The 19367-nt window shown below is 70.0% G+C and carries 15 protein-coding genes; 3 read left to right on the top strand and 12 right to left on the bottom strand.

Annotated features, from left to right (window positions below; translation table 11 throughout):
* Window positions 1-289: 289 nt before the first annotated feature.
* Window positions 290-2872 carry an ATP-dependent chaperone ClpB gene (gene clpB / locus AC07EQ_RS29525; RefSeq protein WP_478391133.1) on the bottom strand — a complete coding sequence of 861 codons (2583 nt, stop codon included), beginning with the start codon at window positions 2870-2872 and terminating at the stop codon, window positions 290-292.
* A gap of 198 nt (window positions 2873-3070) precedes the next feature.
* On the opposite strand from clpB, the gene AC07EQ_RS29520 reads away from it, so the two are divergent.
* The gene (locus AC07EQ_RS29520) at window positions 3071-4633 is read left to right on the top strand and encodes an alanine/glycine:cation symporter family protein (RefSeq protein WP_478391132.1); all 1563 of its coding nucleotides are present in this window, start codon (window positions 3071-3073) and stop codon (window positions 4631-4633) included.
* Between the two features lie 161 nt (window positions 4634-4794).
* Here AC07EQ_RS29520 and AC07EQ_RS29515 read toward each other — a convergent pair whose 3' ends face one another.
* The 5 genes from AC07EQ_RS29515 to AC07EQ_RS29495 all read right to left on the bottom strand — a co-directional run bounded on the left by AC07EQ_RS29515 (window position 4795) and on the right by AC07EQ_RS29495 (window position 10485).
* Window positions 4795-5646, bottom strand: a complete 852-nt coding sequence (locus tag AC07EQ_RS29515; RefSeq protein ID WP_478391131.1) for a YceI family protein — start codon at window positions 5644-5646, stop codon at window positions 4795-4797.
* 130 nt (window positions 5647-5776) lie between these two features.
* The gene (locus AC07EQ_RS29510) at window positions 5777-8308 is read right to left on the bottom strand and encodes an MFS transporter (RefSeq protein ID WP_478391184.1); all 2532 of its coding nucleotides are present in this window, start codon (window positions 8306-8308) and stop codon (window positions 5777-5779) included.
* A gap of 80 nt (window positions 8309-8388) precedes the next feature.
* The gene (locus AC07EQ_RS29505) at window positions 8389-8883 is read right to left on the bottom strand and encodes a MarR family winged helix-turn-helix transcriptional regulator (protein ID WP_478391130.1); all 495 of its coding nucleotides are present in this window, start codon (window positions 8881-8883) and stop codon (window positions 8389-8391) included.
* Between the two features lie 165 nt (window positions 8884-9048).
* Window positions 9049-9531 carry a MarR family winged helix-turn-helix transcriptional regulator gene (locus AC07EQ_RS29500; RefSeq protein WP_452615137.1) on the bottom strand — a complete coding sequence of 161 codons (483 nt, stop codon included), beginning with the start codon at window positions 9529-9531 and terminating at the stop codon, window positions 9049-9051.
* 150 nt (window positions 9532-9681) lie between these two features.
* Window positions 9682-10485: a pyridoxamine 5'-phosphate oxidase family protein gene (locus AC07EQ_RS29495; protein ID WP_478391129.1), complete on the bottom strand. Its 804-nt coding sequence runs from the start codon at window positions 10483-10485 to the stop codon at window positions 9682-9684.
* Between the two features lie 301 nt (window positions 10486-10786).
* Here AC07EQ_RS29495 and AC07EQ_RS29490 point away from each other — a divergent pair, with 301 nt between their 5' ends.
* Window positions 10787-11890, top strand: a complete 1104-nt coding sequence (locus AC07EQ_RS29490; protein ID WP_478391128.1) for an FAD-binding oxidoreductase — start codon at window positions 10787-10789, stop codon at window positions 11888-11890.
* A 184-nt stretch (window positions 11891-12074) separates the two neighbouring features.
* On the opposite strand, the gene AC07EQ_RS29485 is transcribed toward AC07EQ_RS29490, so the two are convergent.
* The 5 genes from AC07EQ_RS29485 to AC07EQ_RS29465 all read right to left on the bottom strand — a co-directional run bounded on the left by AC07EQ_RS29485 (window position 12075) and on the right by AC07EQ_RS29465 (window position 17565).
* On the bottom strand, window positions 12075-12527 hold the full coding sequence (locus AC07EQ_RS29485) for a heat shock protein transcriptional repressor HspR (RefSeq protein ID WP_093263994.1): 453 nt from the start codon (window positions 12525-12527) through the stop codon (window positions 12075-12077).
* Between the two features lie 2 nt (window positions 12528-12529).
* Window positions 12530-13711 carry a molecular chaperone DnaJ gene (gene dnaJ, locus AC07EQ_RS29480; protein ID WP_478391127.1) on the bottom strand — a complete coding sequence of 394 codons (1182 nt, stop codon included), beginning with the start codon at window positions 13709-13711 and terminating at the stop codon, window positions 12530-12532.
* A gap of 25 nt (window positions 13712-13736) precedes the next feature.
* Window positions 13737-14447: a nucleotide exchange factor GrpE gene (gene grpE / locus AC07EQ_RS29475; RefSeq protein WP_478391183.1), complete on the bottom strand. Its 711-nt coding sequence runs from the start codon at window positions 14445-14447 to the stop codon at window positions 13737-13739.
* Window positions 14448-14464: 17 nt separating this feature from the next.
* Window positions 14465-16336, bottom strand: a complete 1872-nt coding sequence (dnaK, locus tag AC07EQ_RS29470; RefSeq protein WP_478391126.1) for a molecular chaperone DnaK — start codon at window positions 16334-16336, stop codon at window positions 14465-14467.
* A 269-nt stretch (window positions 16337-16605) separates the two neighbouring features.
* On the bottom strand, window positions 16606-17565 hold the full coding sequence (locus tag AC07EQ_RS29465; protein WP_478391125.1) for a DUF4097 family beta strand repeat-containing protein: 960 nt from the start codon (window positions 17563-17565) through the stop codon (window positions 16606-16608).
* A 248-nt stretch (window positions 17566-17813) separates the two neighbouring features.
* Here AC07EQ_RS29465 and AC07EQ_RS29460 point away from each other — a divergent pair, with 248 nt between their 5' ends.
* A complete protein-coding gene (locus tag AC07EQ_RS29460; protein ID WP_478391124.1) occupies window positions 17814-18491 on the top strand; it encodes a DUF4232 domain-containing protein in 678 nt (225 codons plus the stop codon).
* A gap of 278 nt (window positions 18492-18769) precedes the next feature.
* On the opposite strand, the gene AC07EQ_RS29455 is transcribed toward AC07EQ_RS29460, so the two are convergent.
* The gene (locus AC07EQ_RS29455) at window positions 18770-19291 is read right to left on the bottom strand and encodes an O-acetyl-ADP-ribose deacetylase (protein WP_478391123.1); all 522 of its coding nucleotides are present in this window, start codon (window positions 19289-19291) and stop codon (window positions 18770-18772) included.
* Window positions 19292-19367 lie beyond the last annotated feature (76 nt).

Here is a 19367-nt window from a genome sequence, read left to right as displayed (position 1 = left end):
TTCCCCCCACCATACGTCCTCTTTCTTTCCCCCTCCCCTTCCCCCCCTCCTCCCCCCCCCCCCCCCCCCGCTGTTTGTTTTCCCTTTTTTCTCCCCCCCCCCCCCCCCCCCCCACGCCTGCCAGATGACGGTTTCGCGCGAAAACGCCAGGTCCCCGCGGTGGACCGACGGGCGCCTTCGCCCGGCACTGACGCAGTTTCAATTGAAACTGCGGAAGACCCGGGCACCCTGTGCAGTTTCAATTGAAACTGCACACCCCAAGGGTTCGGTCAGGGCCCGCGGGGCGAGGTCAGGCGGCTTCGACCGTGAGGGATTCGTTGTCGTCCGCGGTGTCGACGCGGATCTTGTCGCCCTCCCGGATCTCGCCGGCCAGGAGCTTCCGGGCGAGCTGGTCGCCGATCGCCGACTGGACCAGGCGGCGCAGCGGGCGCGCGCCGTAGACCGGGTCGAAACCGTTGAGCGCCAACCAGTCCCGCGCCGCGGGCTGGACGTCCAGGGTCAGCCGGCGCTGGGCCAGCCGCTGGGCCATGCGGTCCACCTGGATGTCCACGATGGACGTCAGCTCGTCCGTGGTCAGCGAGTGGAAGACCACCACGTCGTCCAGCCGGTTCAGGAACTCCGGCTTGAAGTGCCCGCGCACCACCGACCGCACCGCCTCGTCGCGCTCCCGGTCGGTGAGGTTCGGGTCGGCGATCACCTGCGAGCCGAGGTTCGAGGTCAGCACCAGGATGGTGTTGCGGAAGTCCACCGTGCGGCCCTGGCCGTCGGTGAGCCGCCCGTCGTCGAGCACCTGCAGCAGCACGTCGAAGACGTCCTGGTGGGCCTTCTCCACCTCGTCGAACAGCACCACCGAGTACGGCCGCCTGCGCACCGACTCGGTCAGCTGCCCGCCCTGGTCGTAGCCGACGTACCCGGGCGGCGCGCCGACCAGCCGGGCCACCGAGTGCTTCTCGGCGTACTCGCTCATGTCGATGCGGATCATCGCCCGCTCGTCGTCGAACAGGAACCCGGCCAGCGCCTTGGCCAGCTCGGTCTTGCCGACGCCGGTCGGCCCGAGGAACAGGAACGAGCCCGTCGGCCGGTCCGGGTCGGCGACGCCGGCGCGCGTCCGGCGCACCGCGTCGGACACCGCGCGCACCGCCTCGGACTGCCCGACGACGCGCGACTCCAGCGCGTCCTCCATCCGCAGCAGCTTGGCCGTCTCGCCCTCCAGCAGGCGGCCGGCCGGGATGCCGGTCCACGCGCTGACCACGTCTGCGACGTCGTCCGCGGTGACCTCCTCCTGCAGCATCGCCTTGCGTTCGGACTGCGTCTGCGCGGCCGCTTCGAGTTCCTTCTCCAGCTTCGGGATCCGGCCGTAGCGCAGCTCGGCGGCTTTGCCCAGGTCGCCGTCCCGCTCGGCGCGGTCGGACTCGCCGCGCAGCTGCTCCAGCTGCGTCTTCAGGTCGCGGACCTTGTCGATGGACTCCTTCTCCTGCTGCCAGCGCGCGGTCAGCTCGGAGAGCTTCTCGCGGCGGTCGGCCAGTTCCGCGCGCAGCGCGGCGAGCCGCTCCAACGAGGCCGGGTCGTCCTCTTTGGACAGCGCCATCTCCTCGATCTCCAGCCGCCGCACCGCGCGCTCGACCTCGTCGATCTCCACCGGCCGGGAGTCGATCTCCATGCGCAGCCGGGACGCGGCCTCGTCGACCAGGTCGATGGCCTTGTCCGGCAGGAACCGGGCGGTGATGTAGCGGTCGGACAGGGTGGCCGCGGCGACCAGCGCGCCGTCGGTGATCCGCACGCCGTGGTGCACCTCGTAGCGCTCCTTGAGGCCGCGCAGGATCGCGACGGTGTCCTCCGGGCTCGGCTCGCCGACCAGCACCTGCTGGAACCTGCGCTCCAGCGCGGCATCGGTCTCGATGTGCTCGCGGTACTCGTCGAGCGTGGTCGCGCCGACCATGCGCAGCTCGCCGCGCGCCAGCATCGGCTTGATCATGTTGCCCGCGTCCATCGCGCCCTCGCCGGTGGCACCGGCGCCGACGATGGTGTGCAGCTCGTCGATGAAGGTGACGACCTGCCCGGCCGAGTCGGTGATCTCCTTGAGCACCGCCTTGAGCCGCTCCTCGAACTCGCCGCGGTACTTCGCGCCGGCCACCATCGAGCCGAGGTCCAGCGCCACGACCCGCTTGCCGCGCAACGATTCCGGCACGTCACCGGCGACGATGCGCTGGGCCAGGCCCTCCACGATCGCGGTCTTGCCGACGCCGGGCTCGCCGATGAGCACCGGGTTGTTCTTGGTGCGGCGGGACAGCACCTGCACGACGCGCCGGATCTCGGCGTCCCGGCCGATCACCGGGTCGAGCTCGCCGTTGCGGGCGCGGGCGGTGAGGTCCTGGCCGTACTTCTCCAGCGCCTTGTAGGTGCCCTCGGGGTCCGGGCTGGTCACCCGCGCCGAGCCGCGCACCTTGCCGAACGCGTCGGTCAGCGCCTCCGGCGTCGCGCCGTGCCTGCGCAGCAGGTCGGCGACCCGGCCGCCTTCGGCGGCGAGCCCGACCAGCAGGTGCTCGGTGGAGACGTACTCGTCGCCCATCTCCGTCGCCAGCCGCTGGGCGTGCGTCAGCGCCTTGACCGCGTCGCGGGAGAGCTGCGGAGCGGACAAGGTGCTGCCGCTGGCGGTCGGCAGCTTGTTGACGAGCTGCTCCAGCTCGCGCCGCACGTCCGCCGGGTCGGCTCCGACGGCGGTCAGCAGCGGCGCGGTCAGCCCGTCGCCCTGGGCGAGCAGCGCGCCGAGCAGGTGACCGGGGTCGACGTCCGGGTTGCCCGCCACCGTTGCGGCCTGCACCGCGGAGGAGATCGCCTGCTGGGTCTTCGTCGTCGGGTTGAACGCGTCCATTCCTCACCTCGTGGCCGGGGCGGCTGCTTCGGGTCGTGTGCACCCACCATGTTACCCGGACAACGTGAGGAAACTTGAGCGGGTTCCGCTCAAGAATCGTCAGCTGGCTCACTTTCAGCCACGCCGAGATGTCGATTTAGACCAAAAGTCATACGAAGTGCTTGCTTGTGTGATTTCACCCGATTTAGCTACACGGCTATGACCTACAGCACATCGCCGCCGGACGGGCAGCTCGTCCTGGCCGCCGATCCCGGCCCCCTCGCCGACATCGAGAACGCGATCAATACCGTGTTCGACCCGATCTCGGAAGGCTTCTCCAACATCGTCTTCGGCGAGATCACCGTCTTCGGCGTGACCTTCCCGTGGATCGTGGCCTGGCTGGTCATCGCCGCCGCGCTGTTCACGGTCGTCTTCGGCTTCATCCAGTTCCGCGCGTTCAAGCTCGCCATCGACCTGGTCCGGGGCAAGTACACCGACCCCAAGGAACCGGGCGAGATCAACCACTTCCAGGCCCTGGCCTCGGCGCTGTCCGGCACGGTCGGGCTCGGCAACATCGCCGGCGTCGGCGTGGCGGTGACCATCGGCGGCGCGGGTGCGACGTTCTGGATGATCGTCTGCGGTCTGCTCGGCATGGCCACCAAGTTCGTCGAGTGCACGCTGGGCGTGAAGTACCGGGAGATCGCCGCGGACGGCACCGTCTCCGGCGGCCCGATGCACTACCTGCGCAAGGGCATCCCGGAGCGGATCCCCGGCGCGTTCGGTTCGGTGCTGGGCAAGGTGCTCGCCGTGCTGGCCGCCGTGATGATCCTGTTCTTCGCCATCGCCGGCGGCAACATGTTCCAGGCCAACCAGACCTTCGCCCAGCTGCGCGATGTCACCGGCGGCGACACCGGGTGGCTCGGCTCCGACGGCGCGGCCCTGGTCTTCGGCATCCTGCTCGCGGTCGTCATCGGCGCCGTGATCATCGGCGGGATCAAGTCCATCGGCGCTGTCACCAGCCGCCTGGTCCCGGCGATGGCCGTCATCTACGTGACCGCGTGCCTGATCGTCATCGGCGTCAACTTCGCCGCGGTGCCCGCCGCGGTCGGCGAGATCATCTCCGGCGCGTTCACCCCGGAGGCCGGGTTCGGCGGCATGATCGGCGTGCTGATCGTCGGCTTCCAGCGCGCCGCCTTCTCCAACGAGGCGGGGCTCGGCTCGGCGCCCATCGCGCACTCCGCGGTGCGCACCAAGCACCCGGCCACCGAGGGCCTGGTCGCGCTGCTGGAGCCGTTCATCGACACGGTGATCGTGTGCACCATGACGGCGCTGACCATCGTCATCGCCAAGACGCAGTTCTGGGTGGACGCCCAGCAGCAGGTGCTGGCCGGCGGCGAAACCCCGGACGGCGTCACGGTCACCTCGGAGTCCTTCGCCACGGTGCTGCCGTGGTTCCCCTACGTCCTCACGCTGGCCGTCGCGATGTTCGCCATCTCCACGATCATCACCTGGGGCTACTACGGGCAGCGGGCGTGGCTGTTCCTCGTCGGCAGCGGCAAGACCAGCGAGCGCATCTACAACGTGGTGTTCTGCCTGTTCACCGTCGTCGGCTCGGTGCTGACGCTGGGCAGCGTGCTGGACTTCGCCGACGCGGTGCTGTTCGCGCTGGCGCTGTTCAACATTCTCGGGCTGTACATCATGGTCCCGGTGGTGAAGCGGGAACTGGCGTCCTACCGGGAGAAGTTGCGCACCGGCGAGGTCCGCAAGTTCGAAAAGATCTGACGCACCCCGCGTCCCCGTCCCCGGCTCCGAAGTTCCGCAATTTCCATTGAAATTGCGGAAGTTGTCCACAACCTCCGGCGTGTCGTGTACCCGACACGCCGGAGGTCCGCAATTTCAATGGAAATCGAACCTCTGATTTCCATTGAAATTGCGGTGGGAACTCAGTCCTCGCGGACGGCCTGGATGTCGATCTCCACCTTCAGGGTGGTGCCGATCGCGGCGATCCCCGTTTGCAGCGCCTGGTTGAACGTCATCGCGAAGTCCTCGCGGCGCAGCTGGGTGGTCGCCGTCGCCGAGGCCCGGGTGCCGCCCCACGGGTCCGGGCCCACGCCGGCGAACCGGGTGTCCAGCCGCACCGGCCGGGTCACCCCGCACAGCGTCAGCTCGCCGTCGAGGTCCCAGCGGTCACCGCCGCGCGGGCGCAGCCCGGTGGACCGGAAGGTGATCTCGGGATGCCGCTCCACGTCCAGGAAGTCCGCGCTGCGCAGGTGGTCGTCGCGCATCCCGTTGGCCGTGTCGATGCCGGCCGCGGCGATCCGGACATCCACTGTGGACGATTCCACCGGGTTGCCGATGCGCACCTCGCCGCCGAACTCGTTGAAGCGGCCGCGGATGCTGCTGATCCCCAGGTGCTTGGCGGTGACCTGGATCGACGAGTGCACCGGGTCGATCCGCCACAGCCCGGGCGCCGGCAGGTCGGCCCCGCCGACCCGGCGCAGCTCGACCTCGCCGAGGGTGGCCGCCGTCCCGTCGTGCACCAGCGTGGTCCGGGCGAGCGGCTCGTGCCCGACCGCCGTGACGATCGCGGTGTAGGCGCCGGCCCGCAGCCCGGCGGCGACCACCGAGCCCTGCGCGTCGCCCTGCACCCTCGCGACCTGCGTGCCGGTGCCGTCGATGACGGTCAGCACCGCTTCCGGCACCGGCCAGCCGTCGCCGCCGCGCACCGTCGCGGTGACCGCCCCCGATGCGGCGGCGACACCGGGCGCTTCGGCCTGTCGTTGGCCGAGATCCATCTGGAACATCTCCTCTAGCGCGTTGAAAGTCCTGGTGAGCGACCCCATCCGCCCGGGGCGGTGGAGCGAACGGACCGTTGACTCACGTCAACGAGGCGAACAGTCCGTTCGCTCCACTCACGACCGATGGTCAGTCGCCCTGCGGGTAGCCGAGTTCGACGTCGTGGGTGCTCTGCTCGCCCGACAGCCGCAGCGAGGTGGCGATCGGCGGGTAGCCGGTCGCGATCACCGTGTACTCGCCGTCCGGCAGGTCGGTGAAGGTGTAGTTGCCGTCGATGTCGGTGGTCGCCGCGCCGACGACCGCGCCGCCGGAATCCAGCAGCGTCACCCGCGCATCCGCGACCGCGACGCCGAGGTTGGCCGACCGGACCACGCCGCTGAGCTGCGCGCCGGACTGCAACGCGACGTCCAGTGCGGACTGATCGCCGTCGGTCACGGTGACCGAGTTCGCCACCGGCCGGTAGCCGGGCGCGGTGACGGTCAGCGCGTAGGGGCCGCCGACGAGGTCTGCGAACAGGTAGTGCCCGTCCGGCCCGGTGCCCGCGCTGGCGACCACCTCGCCGCGGACGTCGGTGAGCACCACCATCGCCCCGGCGACGCCCTGGCCGCCGACGTGCACCAGGCCGGTCAGCCGCCCGGCGCCGAGCAGCTGCACGTCGTGGCGCACCGGGCGGTCGCCGACCACGACCATCGACGCCGTCGGCTGGTAGCTGCCGCCGGAGGCGATCAGCACGTAGGTGCCGCCGTGGCCGACCGCGAGCTGGAACTGCCCGTCCTGGTCGGTCCGCGCGCGTTCGACCTGCCGCCCGTTGGCGTCGGTGAGGGTGAGCACGACGCCGGAGACCGGCGTGCCGACCGAGTCCTGGACGGTGCCGTGCACGAACAGCCCGCCACCGTCGACCGGGGCCGTCAACTCGCCCGCCAAGTGCTTGCCGTTGGTCGCGTAGCGACGCGGCGCAACCGGCTCTGACCAGGCATCCGAGCGACCATCCACAGAGTTGCCCACAGGCTCGGCGGCCAGCTGCGCGGGCCGCGGCCCGACGCCCCCAACCTGGGCAGAGCCGTTCGTCGCGGGACGCGCCACGGCCGAGTTGTCCACAGGCCGGGTGAGGTTGTCCACAGCGTCGTCGTGCGCGGCCACGGCTGCCGCCTCCCTTTCCTCGTGACTGTCGATCGTGGTGCGCAGCGGGGTCTCCCGGATGAAGATCACCGCGAGGAAGGTGACCACCGCGATGCACGCGGAGACGAAGAAGATGTCGCCGATCGCGTCGCCGTAGGCCGCCCGCACGATGGTCTGCACGGGTTCCGGCAGGTGGTCGACGTCGAGCGAGCCGCCGCCCGAGCCGGCCGCCTGCGGCACGCCGGGGATCTTCGCCAGGCCCTGCACGATGTAGTCCGACACCTGGGTGGCCAGCACCGCGCCCAGCACCGAGACGCCCGCCGAGCCGCCGAGGGTCCGGAAGAACGTCACGACCGAGGTCACCGACCCCATGTCCTTGCCGCTGGTGGTGTTCTGCACCGCCAGCACCAGGTTCTGCATCAGCATGCCGACGCCGACGCCCATCAGGAACAGGTAGACCCCGACCAGCACCAGGTTCGTCTCGTGATCCAAGGTGCTCAGCAGCCACATCGACGCGGTCATCACGATCGAGCCGATCACCAGGAACGGTTTGATCTTGCCGGTGACCCTGGAGATGATCTGCCCGGACACGGTCGAGGAGATGAAAAGGCCGCCGACCATCGGCAGCGTCATCAGCCCCGCCGTGGTCGGCGTGAAGCTGCGCGCGATCTGGAAGTACTGGCCCAGGAACACCGAGCCGCCGAACATCGCGGTGCCGACCGCGACGGTGCCGATGGTGGACAGCGTGACCGTCGGGTTGCGGAACATCCGCAGCGGCACGATCGGCTCGCTGACCCTGGTCTCGATGATCACCGCGATGATCAGGGCGAGCAGGCCGCCGCCGACGTAGGTCGCGGTCTCCACCGACCACCACTCGAACTGCTTGCCGGCCAGCGAGACCCACACCAGCAGCAGGCTCACGCCGCCGACCAGGAACAGCGCGCCGAACCAGTCGATCTTCACCGGCCGCTTGATGACCGGCAGCTTCAGCGTCCGGCCCAGCACGATGAACGCGATCACCGCGATCGGCACGGTCACCCAGAAGCACCAGCGCCAGCCCAGCCACGAGGTGTCCACGATCAGGCCGCCGACCAGCGGGCCGCTGACCGTGGCGACCGCGAAGGTGGCGCCGATGTAGCCGCTGTAGCGGCCCCGGTCGCGCGGCGAGACCATCGCCGCGATCACGACCTGGATCAGCGCCTGCAGGCCGCCCATGCCGATGCCCTGCAGGGCCCGGAAGCCGATGAGCGTCTCCATGGACTGCGCGAAACCGCCGAGCACCGAGCCGATCGTGAAGATCGTGATGGCCAGCTGGTAGAGCAGCTTCTTGCTGAACAGGTCGGAGAGCTTGCCCCAGATCGGGGTGGATGCGGTCGAGGTGAGCAGCATCGCCGTGACGACCCAGGTGTACTGGCCCTGGGTGCCGTCGAGGTCGGCGATGATCCGGGGCAGCGCGTTCGACACGATCGTCGAGCTGAGGATGGCGACCAACAGCGCCAGCATCAGGCCCGACATCGCCTCGAGGATCTGCCGATGCGTCATCGACGATCCCGCGGCGGGCTCGTCGCGCCCGTCCCGGCGGGCCGGCGCTGTGGCGTCCGGCGCCGTCTCCGTCGAGGTGGTCATCGAGTTCCTTCCTTGGTCACGGGGCCGGCGAGGCAGGCCCCGTCGTTGATCGTGTTGCGACGGATGTCGTCCATCGCTTCCCCCAGCAGTCCGGCGAGTTGGCGCACCTTGGCGTCGTCCCAGTGGGCCAGCGCCTCGCCGATCCATTCCGCCTTCCGGCGTTCCAGCTCTGCCACCGCGCGTTCCCCCTCGGCCGTGGCGCGCAGCAGCGCTACTCGCCGGTCGGCGGGGTCGGGGCGGCGGGTGATCAGGCCGGCTTGCTCCAGTTGGCCGACCTGGCGGCTCACCACGGACGCGTCGACGATCCGGTGGTGGGCGAGGTCGGAGGCCCGGCACTCACCGCGGAAGACGAGTTCGGTGAGCAGCCCGGCGGCGGCGTAGGGCACCTGTTCCGCCGCGAACTGCCCTCGCTGCATGGCCACCTGCTTGAGGCCGAGCATCGCTCGAAGCGGTCGGAGCAGCTCGGCGCAGGTCTCGAGTGTCGGTCCCATGAGCCCAATCCTTTAGTTGCTGCACGCAACTATAGACTCATTTAGTTGCACGACACAACTTGTCCCGCTGTGACGCCACCCACCGCTCTCGCGATCAGCGGAAAACGAAGGGCGCCCCCGGCCGGAAAGATCGGCCGGGGGCGCCCCTGATCTGGAAAAACGAGCTCACATCATGCCGTTGAGCTTCCCCAGCAGGCGAGCCAGCTCCTTGAGGTCCTGGGTGCTCCAGCTGGCGAACTGGCCGTGCAGGTGCTTGCGGCGCTCCTCGCGCACCTGGGCCAGCCGCTCGCGGCCCAGGTCGGAGAGCTGGATGCGGCGAGCCCGGCCGTCGTCCGGGTCCGGCACCCGCTCCAGCAGGTCCAGGTCCACCAGCGTGGCGATCTGCCTACTCACCGTGGACTTGTCCAGCCCGGTGCGATCCGCGACGTCCATGCCGCGCAGCGGCCCCGCGTCGTCGACCATCAGCAGCAGGCTGTACGAGGCCGGGTCCAGGTCGGGGTGCACGTGCGCGGCCACGGTGGTCGACAGATTCCGGGCGCGGCGGAACATCATCACCAGCTCGCGCTCGACGGATTCCGCCGCGGTGCGCCGGTCGACACCCTCCTCGCGCACCCCGCCGATAGGCCCGCGCGCCTCGTCCTCGATCACAGCTCTCCCGCCCGCACCGCCGACGATCGTGGCGGCACCACCCGTCGACCCGCTCCTCGCGAGGTCAACGCTAGTCCGTTTCGCCCCACTTTAAGTGCACGTCTCGAACACATTTCGCGTGGCAGCGCGGGCGGATCGCGGGGGCCGGGCTCAGCAGTCGCGGCTGCCCACCGGTTCGGGCCGGTGCCACGGCCGGGGCATGCCCTTGGACTCGAAGTAGTCGCCGCCCTTGCGCTTGACGTCGTCGGTGCCCCAGCTGCGCGTGCGCAGCACCGGCACCATCCGCGGGATGTGCTTGCGGCAGTGGATGTAGGCCTCCTCGACCTGCACCACCACCCAGCGCTCCGGCGTGCGGCCGCGGTCGAACTCGGCGGGCAGCGCCGGGTAGATCGAGCGCAGGTCGGCGTCCTCGACGATGCGGGCCTTGCCGTTGACGTGCAGGCCGATCAGGTCGGTGACGAAGTCCACCAGCAGGATCCCGACGTGCGGGTTCTCGCTGATGTTGCCCAGGCTGGCCAGCACGCCGTTGCCCCGGTACTCCGGGTAGCACAGGTGCCGGTCGTCCAGGACCTCCATGAAGCCGGGCGGCCCGGCGCGGAGGCTGGAGTCGCACTCGCCGCGCGAGTCGGAGGTGGCCACGAACGCCATCTCCATCCGCCCGATGAACTCCTTCATCTGCGGGTTCAGGTGGTCCAGCACCTGGTCGTCGTAGAACTTCCGGGCGCGCTTCTCGGTGCTGTAGGCGCGTTGCAGCAGGTGTTCGCCGGCAGAGCCGGGCAGCGGGACGGGCCGCTCCTCGACGAACGGGTCGCGCGGCGGCGCGGCCGCCGGTCCGTGGTGCTGGAGCGGGGTCACGACCTGCCAGGCATCGTTCGGGGTCGGCGGGTCGGACAGCTCCAGGTCGAGCAGCGCCGCATCGGCCGTTCCGGTCGGCGTCGGGTGATCGGGGGTCACGCGGGTCACCGTGTCACGCCACCCTCTTCCGTCACAACGGTGGATACTAGGTTCCCCCAACAGGTCGATGCACGATCTACAAGATGTAGTTGAAAAGCACTCAAAAGTGGCATCAAGGCAGACGTGTCGCTAGGCACGAGTTAGGGTCCTCCCTGTGTCGGGGGACGCTTGGAAGTAGTGGTGTGCCTGCCTTGGGTACGACCGCCAACGTGGAGAAACGCCCCGAACCATGACAGCGAACGCCGTACTGAGCCCCGGACCACCCCCGAACAACGAGCCGTCGAACTCCGGTGTGAGCAAGATGGTCCGTCTGATCCGCGAGAGCTTCGCCGTCGTCGAGCCGCACACCGACGAGGTGTCCAGGTTCTTCTACGGCATGCTCTTCAGCCTCTCGCCGGCCACCCGCGACCTGTTCGCGGTCAACATGGAAGTGCAGCGCAGCCGCCTGCTGCGGGCGCTCGTGCACGTCATCCAGATGGTCGACAAGCCCGACGAGCTGCTGCCGTTCCTGCACCAGCTCGGCCGCGACCACCGCAAGTTCGGCGTGGTCGCCGCCCACTACGAGGCGGTGGGCACCGCGCTGCTCGCCGCGATCAAGAAGTACGCCGGCGACGCCTGGACCGACAGCGTCGAGCGCGCCTGGGCCGAGGCGTACACCGTGATGGCCTCCGCGATGACGGAGGCGGCCGCCGCCGACGACGGCCCCGCCTGGTACACCGGCCAGATCGTCCACCACGAGCGGCTGAGCTGGGACGTCGCGGTGATGCGCGTCCAGTCCGACCACCCGGTGCCGTACCAGCCCGGGCAGTACGTGAGCGTCGAGGTGCCGCAGCGGCCCCGGCTGTGGCGCTACCTGACCCCGGCCAACGCGCCGAACGACGACGGGATCATGGAGTTCCACGTCCGGTCCGTGGAGGGCGGCTGGGTCAGCCGGGCGCTGGTCGGCCACGCCCGCCCCGGCGACCAGTGGCGGATCGGCTCACCGATGGGCCGGCTGACCGTGGACCGGGAGAACACCCCGGACGTGCTGATGATCGCCGGCGGCACCGGGCTGACCCCGATGCGCGCGATCATCGACGACCTCGCGCAGTACGGCGAGAACCCGCGCGTGCAGCTGTTCTACGGCGGCCGGACCCGCGAGGACCTCTACGACCTGGAGAACCTGCAGCGCATCGCGATGCACAACCCGTGGCTGACGATCACGCCGGTGCTGGAGGACGAGCCGGGCGTCTCGGGCGCCGAGCACGGCACGCTCGCCGAGGCGGTGACCCGCTACGGCGCGTGGAAGGACTGGGACGTCCTGGTCAGCGGCTCGCCGGGGATGATCCGGGCGACGGTCTCGAGCATGCTCGTCGCGGGAACCTCCCTCGACCACATCCGCTACGACCCATTCACCCTGGACTGACCGAACGACCCGGGGCGTGGCCGGCTTCGATGGCCGGACCCCACCCCGGGTCGTTCGATTTCAATGGAAGTTGCGGCCCTCCGGCGTGTCGGCCCCCGACACGCCGGAGACTGTGGGTAACTCCCGCAATTTCAATGGAAATCAGACCTTCGATTTCCATTGAAATTGCGGTGGAACCTGGAGCTCATCTGCGTTTGCGGTCTGGTTTCCAGACGACCAGCGCCGTCTCCTGGCGGATCGGGACCAGGTCCCGGCGGTAGGAGGCGTGCACCGCCGCCGCGGCTTGTTCCGCCGCGGCGTGCGCCGCCGCCACCTCCTCGGCCAGCTCCTGGACCTTCGCGCGGAGCGCGTCGACCTCGTTCTCGAGGTCGATGATCCGCTTGATGCCCGCCAGGTTCACGCCCTCCTCCTGGGAGAGGCGCTGCACCTCGCGGAGCAGAGCGATGTCGCGCAGTGAGTAGCGGCGGCCGCCCGCCGGGGTTCGCCCGGGCGAGACCAGGCCCAGCCGGTCGTAGCTGCGCAGGGTCTGCGCGTGCAGCCCGGACAGCTGTGCGGCCACCGAGATCACGAACATCGGCGTGTCCTCGTTGGCCCCCGGCGGGAATCCGAAGCCCGGATCGGTGGGGCGACCGGCCATGACTACCTCCCGAGCAGCTCGTTCAGGTCGCGGCGCGGATCGTGGTCGGCGGTCGCTTCCGCGTAGTCCGCCAGCGCCTCGGCCGCCTTCTCGTCCAACTTGGACGGAACCGCGACCTGCAGCGTCACCAGGAGATCCCCGCTGCTGCCGTCCTTCTTGCCCACGCCCTTGCCGCGCACCCGGAAGGTGCGGCCGCTGCCGGTCCCGGCCGGGACCTTCAGCGAAACCTTCCCGTCCAGGGTCGGCACGGTCAACGTAGTGCCCAGCGCCAGCTCGGGGAAGGTGACCGGCACCGTGATCGTCAGGTCATCACCGGAACGTCCGAACACCCGGTGCGAGTTGACGTGCACCACGACGTACAGATCGCCCGAGGCGGCGCCCTGCCGGCCGGGTTCGCCCTGGCCCGCCAGCCTGATCCGCTGCCCGTCGGACACCCCGGCCGGGATCCGCACCGTGAGCGTCCGGCTGCGGGTGCTGACGCCCTCGCCGCGGCAGTCCGGGCACGGGTCGTCGATCAGCTGGCCGCGACCCCGGCAGTCCGGGCACGGCTCGCTGAACGCGAACGCGCCCTGGTTCCGCGTCACCAGCCCGGTACCGGTGCAGGTGGCGCAGGCGCGCGGCCGGGTGCCCGGCTTGGCACCCGAACCGTGGCAGGTCGGGCAGCTCACCGGGCTGGACAGCCGCAGCGGAACCGTGGCCCCGCGCACCGCTTCGGCGAAGTCGATGCGCACCTCGGTCTCCACGTCGGCGCCGCGCCGCGGCCGGTGGGCCGTGCCGGCGCCGGAACGGCGGTTGCCGAACAGGCCGCCGAACAGGTCGCCGAGCCCGCTGCCACCGGCACCGCCACCGCCACCGGCGCCCCCGAAGAGGTCGCCGATGTCGAAGCCGCCGCCACCCGGGCCGCCGAAACCGCCGAAGCCGCCCTGGCCGCCGCCGAACGCGCCGCTGCCGAACAGCTTCCGGGCCTCGTCGTACTGCTTGCGCTTGTCCGTGTCGGAGAGCACGCCGTAGGCCTCGGAGACGGCCTTGAACTTGGCTTCGGCCTGGGCGTTCCCGGGGTTGGCGTCCGGGTGGTTCTCCCGGGCCAGCTTCCGGTACGCCTTCTTGATCTCGTCGGCCGAAGCCGTGGAGGAGACGCCCAGTTCGGCGTAGAAATCCTTCTCAAGCCATTCCCTGGCGCTCACCGGGCGCTCCTCCCTCCGTTCCCGATCAACCCTGCTCGGCTTGCTTCTCGTCGGCCGCCGGCTCGGCGGATCCGGCGGGCTCGGCGGCCGGCTCGTGATCGGTCACCGCGACCATCGCCGGGCGCAGCACCCGGTCGGCGAACCGGTAGCCGCGGCGCAGCACGGCCGTGACGGTCGGCCCGCTGACGTCCGGGGAGGTGCTGTGCTGCACCGCCTCGTGCACCGACGGGTCGAACTCGTCGCCTTCGGCGCCGAACGCCTCCAGCCCGGCCGAGTTCAACGCCGTGATCAGCTTGTCCGCCACGGCCTTGAAGGCGCCGTTGAGGTCGCCGTGGGCCTCCGCGCGCTCGAGGTCGTCGAGCACCGTCAGCAGGTCGCCGGCCACCGACGCCTTCGCGGCGGCGATCACCGATTCGCGGTCGCGTTCCACCCGCTTGCGGTAGTTCGCGTACTCCGCGGTGACCCGCTTGAGATCGGCGGTGAGCTCGTCGACCTGCTTCTGCAGCCCGGCCTGCTCGCCGGCCGCCTGCTCGCCCGCGGGCTGCTCGGCGGTCGGCTCCGCGGCCTCCTGCGCGGCGCCCTTGACGATCTCCTCGTCGAGGGTGCCGGAGATGCTCTCGGCCACCTGCGCCTCTTCTCCGTTCGGAGCAGGCGTCCGGCGCTGGCCGGTCACGGGGTCGATGCGCCGCCGATCCCGGACCACCACCGGCTCCTGCTCGCCTTCGTTGCGCGACATTTCCGGCCTGTCCGCGGTCACTTCTTCTTCTCGTCCTCGTCGTCGACGATCTCCGCGTCCACCACGTCGTCGTCCTTCGACGCACCGGCCCCGGCGGCACCGGCACCGGCAGCACCGGCGTCACCCGCACCGGCCGCGGCGTTGGCGCCGGCCTCGGCGTACAGCGCCTGGCCGAGGGCCTGCGACTCGGTGGCGAGCTTCTCCACCGCGGCGGAGATGGCGGGCACGTCGTCGCCCTTGAGCGCCTCGTTGACCTCGCCGATCGCGGCCTTCACCTTGTCCTTGACGTCGGCGGGCAGCTTCTCGTCGTTCTCCTTGAGGACCTTCTCGGTCTGGTAGACGAGCGTCTCGGCCTGGTTGCGGGCCTCGGCCTCCTCGCGACGCTTCTTGTCCTCGTCGGCGTGCGCCTCGGCGTCCTTGACCATCCGGTCGATGTCGTCCTTCGGCAGCGCGGAGCCGCCGGTGATCGTCATCGACTGCTCCTTGCCGGTGCCCAGGTCCTTGGCGGAGACGTGCACGATGCCGTTGGCGTCGATGTCGAAGGTGACCTCGATCTGCGGCATGCCGCGCGGCGCCGGCGGGAGACCGGTCAACTCGAACATGCCGAGCTTCTTGTTGTGCGCGGCGATCTCGCGCTCGCCCTGGAAGACCTGGATCTGCACCGACGGCTGGTTGTCGTCCGCGGTGGTGAAGGTCTCGGAGCGCTTGGTCGGGATCGTGGTGTTGCGCTCGATCAGCTTGGTCATAATGCCGCCCTTGGTCTCGATGCCCAGGGACAGCGGGGTGACGTCGAGCAGCAGGACGTCCTTGACCTCACCGCGCAGCACGCCGGCCTGCAGGGCGGCGCCGACGGCGACGACCTCGTCCGGGTTGACGCCCTTGTTCGGCTCGCGGCCGTTGGTCAGGTCCTTGACCAGGTCGCTGACCGCGGGCATCCGGGTGGAACCGCCGACCATCACCACGTGGTCGATGTCGTCCAGCTTCACGCCGGCGTCGCGGATGACCGCCTCGAACGGCTTGCGGCAGCGCTCCAGCAGGTCGGAGGTGATCCGCTGGAACTCGGCGCGGGACAGCGTCTCGTCCAGGAACAGCGGGTTCTTGTCCGCGTCGACCGTGATGTACGGCAGGTTGATGCCCGCGGTGGAGGAGCTGGACAGCTCGATCTTGGCCTTCTCGGCGGCTTCCTTGATCCGCTGCATGGCCATCCGGTCCTTGGTCAGGTCGATGCCCGACGAGGACTTGAACTTGTCGACCAGCCACTCGACGATCCGCTCGTCCCAGTCGTCACCACCGAGGTGGTTGTCACCACTGGTGGCGCGGACCTCGACGACGCCCTCGCCGATCTCCAGCAGCGAGACGTCGAAGGTGCCGCCACCGAGGTCGAAGACCAGGATGGTCTGTTCCTTCTCGCCCTTGTCCAGGCCGTAGGCCAGCGCCGCCGCGGTGGGCTCGTTGACGATGCGCAGCACGTTGAGGCCGGCGATCTGGCCGGCTTCCTTCGTGGCCTGCCGCTGGGCGTCCTCGAAGTAGGCCGGGACGGTGATCACCGCGTCGGTGACGTCCTCGCCCAGGTACGCCTCGGCGTCGCGCTTGAGCTTCATCAGCACGCGGGCGCTGATCTCCTGCGACGTGTAGGCCTTGTCGTCGATCTGGACCTTCCAGTCGGTGCCCATGTGCCGCTTGACCGACCGGATGGTGCGGTCCACGTTGGTGACCGCCTGGTTCTTCGCGGGCTGACCGGTGAGAATCTCGCCGTTCTTCGCGAAGGCCACGATGGACGGGGTGGTCCGCGAGCCCTCGGAGTTGGCGATCACCGTCGGTTCACCGCCCTCCAGGACGGAAACGACGGAGTTGGTCGTCCCCAGGTCGATGCCGACCGCTCGCGCCATGCTCAATTCCTCCCGACTTGAAACCTGTGCCCAAGCGCCATCCCCGGCCCTTGAGCCTTGCTCACTCAAGTTTTACCCACTGCGCATCATCACCGTCAATCCGGATTGAGCGCGGGTCACTCAAGCTTTCTGCCAGCAGAACGGCTGACCAGGGACGGGAGTTCCCGGGCGTGACATGGCCGACACCTCGTCGTGATCGAATCGGCCGGTACCGGGACATGAAAACGCCGACACGTCGCCTTGTCGACATGTCGGCGCCGGGGGAGGGGTCAGGCCGACCGGACGGTGATGCTCCCGCTGCCGGTCGACAGCGTCAGCCGCTTCGCGGCCGCCGGGTCCTGCACGACGCCCACGTCGACGCCGCCGGAGCCGGTCTCCGTGTCGACGCGGTAGTGGTCGTTGGGCACGGTCAGCTCGATGCCGCCGCTGCCGGTGGACGCCTCGACCGACTGCGGACCGGTCAGCCGCAGCTCGACGCTGCCGGATTCGGCCTTCGCGACGATGTCGGCACCGCGCAGGTCCTCCCCCATGATGCCGCCGCTGCCGCTCTCGACCGCGACCCGGCCGCCGATCCCCGCCAGCGTGATCTCGCCGGAGCCCGTGACCGCGTCGACCGAGCCGCCGACCTGGGTCGCCGACACCCCGCCGGAGCCGGTGCTCATCCTGACCTCACCGCTGACCTCGGCCAGCGTGATCTCGCCGGAACCGGTTTCCGCGTCGACCGGGCCGTTCACCCTGGCCACCGAAACCCCGCCGGAGCCGGTGCGCACGGCGACCGGGCCGCCGATGTCGCCGATCGTCATCTCGCCGGAATCGGTCTCCGCCTGCACCGACCGCATGCCGGCCACCTTCAGCCCGCCGGAGCCGAGGTTGCCCTGCACGGGCACCGAGACCGGCAGCGTGACCTGGTAGTCGACGGAGCAGTTCCAGCCGCAGTCGGTCGGCAGCACCAGCGCGCCGCCCTCGACGCGGTGCTCGATCTCGTCGGTGGTGTCGCTGCTACCCCAGAACGGGCCTTCCCAGCGGTGCACGCGCTGCACGATCTCGCCGCGGCTACCGGCCACGTGGCGCACCTCGACCTCTCCGCTGCCGCCTGCGAGCTCGACGCGTTCGATCCCGTCCAACGCGGTGGTGCGCTCCTGCACGGACGACTTCGGCCACCAGAACAGTGCCGCTCCCCCGATCAGCACCAGCGCCGCGCCGCCCACCGCGAGTCCCACCCGAGCCATCGTGATCCCCCTGAATCCGCTTGATCGCGCCCACGAAATTACGCACACCGCCCGGCCCACGCCTCAGGGACACCCCCGAAACACCCCGGAACTCTCCCGAAGACGACGTTCGCCGGCGGCCGCGCAACTTTCGGCTTCCGCCATTCGGCGGCGTTCCCCCGCCTGTGACGCGGCGCACTCGACGCAACCCCTTGCGCGCCAACGCGTCTCCTGATCGGGCGCAGCGAACGAAGCAAGGAGATGCACCAGTGTTCAAGAACTCTCGGGGTATTCGGGTCGGCATGTTCGTCGCGGGCGCTTTCGTCCTCGCCGCCACGACGGCCTGCAGCCCGCAGCAGTCCGCTCCGCAGCCGGGCACTCCGGACGCGATCGCATCGAGCTCCGCCGGGTCGGGCCAGGGCTCGGTCGAGCCGGACGGCAACTGGTCGCCCGTTGCCGCGAACACCCAGGGCTCCAGCGGATCGGCCGGCTCCAGCACTCGCCAGGACTGCGGTGTCGACGTCCTGAAGCTGACGATCGGCGAATCCGACGGCGCCGCCGGGCACATCTACGCGCCGCTCCAGTTCACCAACACCGGCCCGACCCCCTGCACGCTCTCCTCCGCGCCCGGCGTCTCCTACGTCGGCAGCGGCGGCCGTCAGATCGGCGAGCCCGCCAAGCGCGTGATCAAGGACCGGCCGGTCATCAGCCTGGCACCGGGCGAGACGGCGTCCGCGCCGTTCCTGTTCAGCCCGGTCGCGCACATGAACCCGGAGGACTGCGGCGCCGAGGCCGCCGAGGGCCTGCGGGTGTACCCGCCGAACAGCAAGGCTGCGATGTTCCTGCCGCTGCCCAACGCGATGGGCTGCACGACGTTCACCCAGGACGCCGACTACGCCAAGGTCGGCGTGGTCCAGGCGGGCCCGAACAACACCGTCATCGGCTAGAACCTGCTTTCCAGCCTCTTTCTGCGTGGCGGTGCGGGTAGCGGAACCTCAGACGCCTTCTCACTGTGGGATCCCCGACTTACGTATGAACCAATACGCGGCATCGGGGCTGTCCTCGCGAGAAGACGCCTGAGAACCCGCGGCGGTGCCGGTTGCGTGCGTGGGCCAAGCGGCTGCGCCGCTTCAAAGACAACAACCCGCCTACCGCACTCCACGGCTGCTATGGCGATCCAAAACGCTCACGAGCCTTCGGTGTCCGTCCACTTGGGACAATTCGGTCAGGCGCCGAAGACCTCGTCGTAGACGGCCTCGAAAGCGGCGAGGGATTTCGCGTCGAAGAGCACGAAGCGCACCTCGGCGACGTCGGTCTCGGCGTCGCGCACGGTGCGCAGGGCGATCCGCGCCGCTTCGTCGAGCGGGTACCGGTAGACGCCCGTGGAGATCGCCGGGAACGCGACCACCTCGGCGCCGAGTTCGTCGGCGACCCGCAGGGATTCCCGGAAGCAGGACGCCAGCAGCCCGGACCGGTCCGCCGCGGCGGTGTAGGTGGGCCCGACGGTGTGGATCACCCAGCGCGCCGGGAGCTCGCCGGCCGTGGTCGCGACCGCCTGCCCCGTCGGCAGCCCGTCCGGGTACCGGCTCGCGCGGATCAGGCGGCATTCCTGGAGGATCGCCGAGCCGCCGCGCCGGTGGATCGCGCCGTCCACGCCGCCCCCGCCGAGCAGCGACGAGTTCGCCGCGTTCACGACGGCGTCGACGTCCTGCTCGGTGATGTCGCCCCTGACCAGAGTGACCAGCATGCGAGGAGTGTGCGCCGACCCCTCGGACCCCGCTCACCGTGACCCCGATCAGTTCTGCCGCAACTTCAATGGAAAT

This window comes from Saccharopolyspora sp. NPDC045839, from assembly GCF_056431645.1.
The sequence above is the reverse complement of the archived record's forward strand: the minus strand, read 5'-3'. Positions and strand labels throughout refer to the sequence as shown.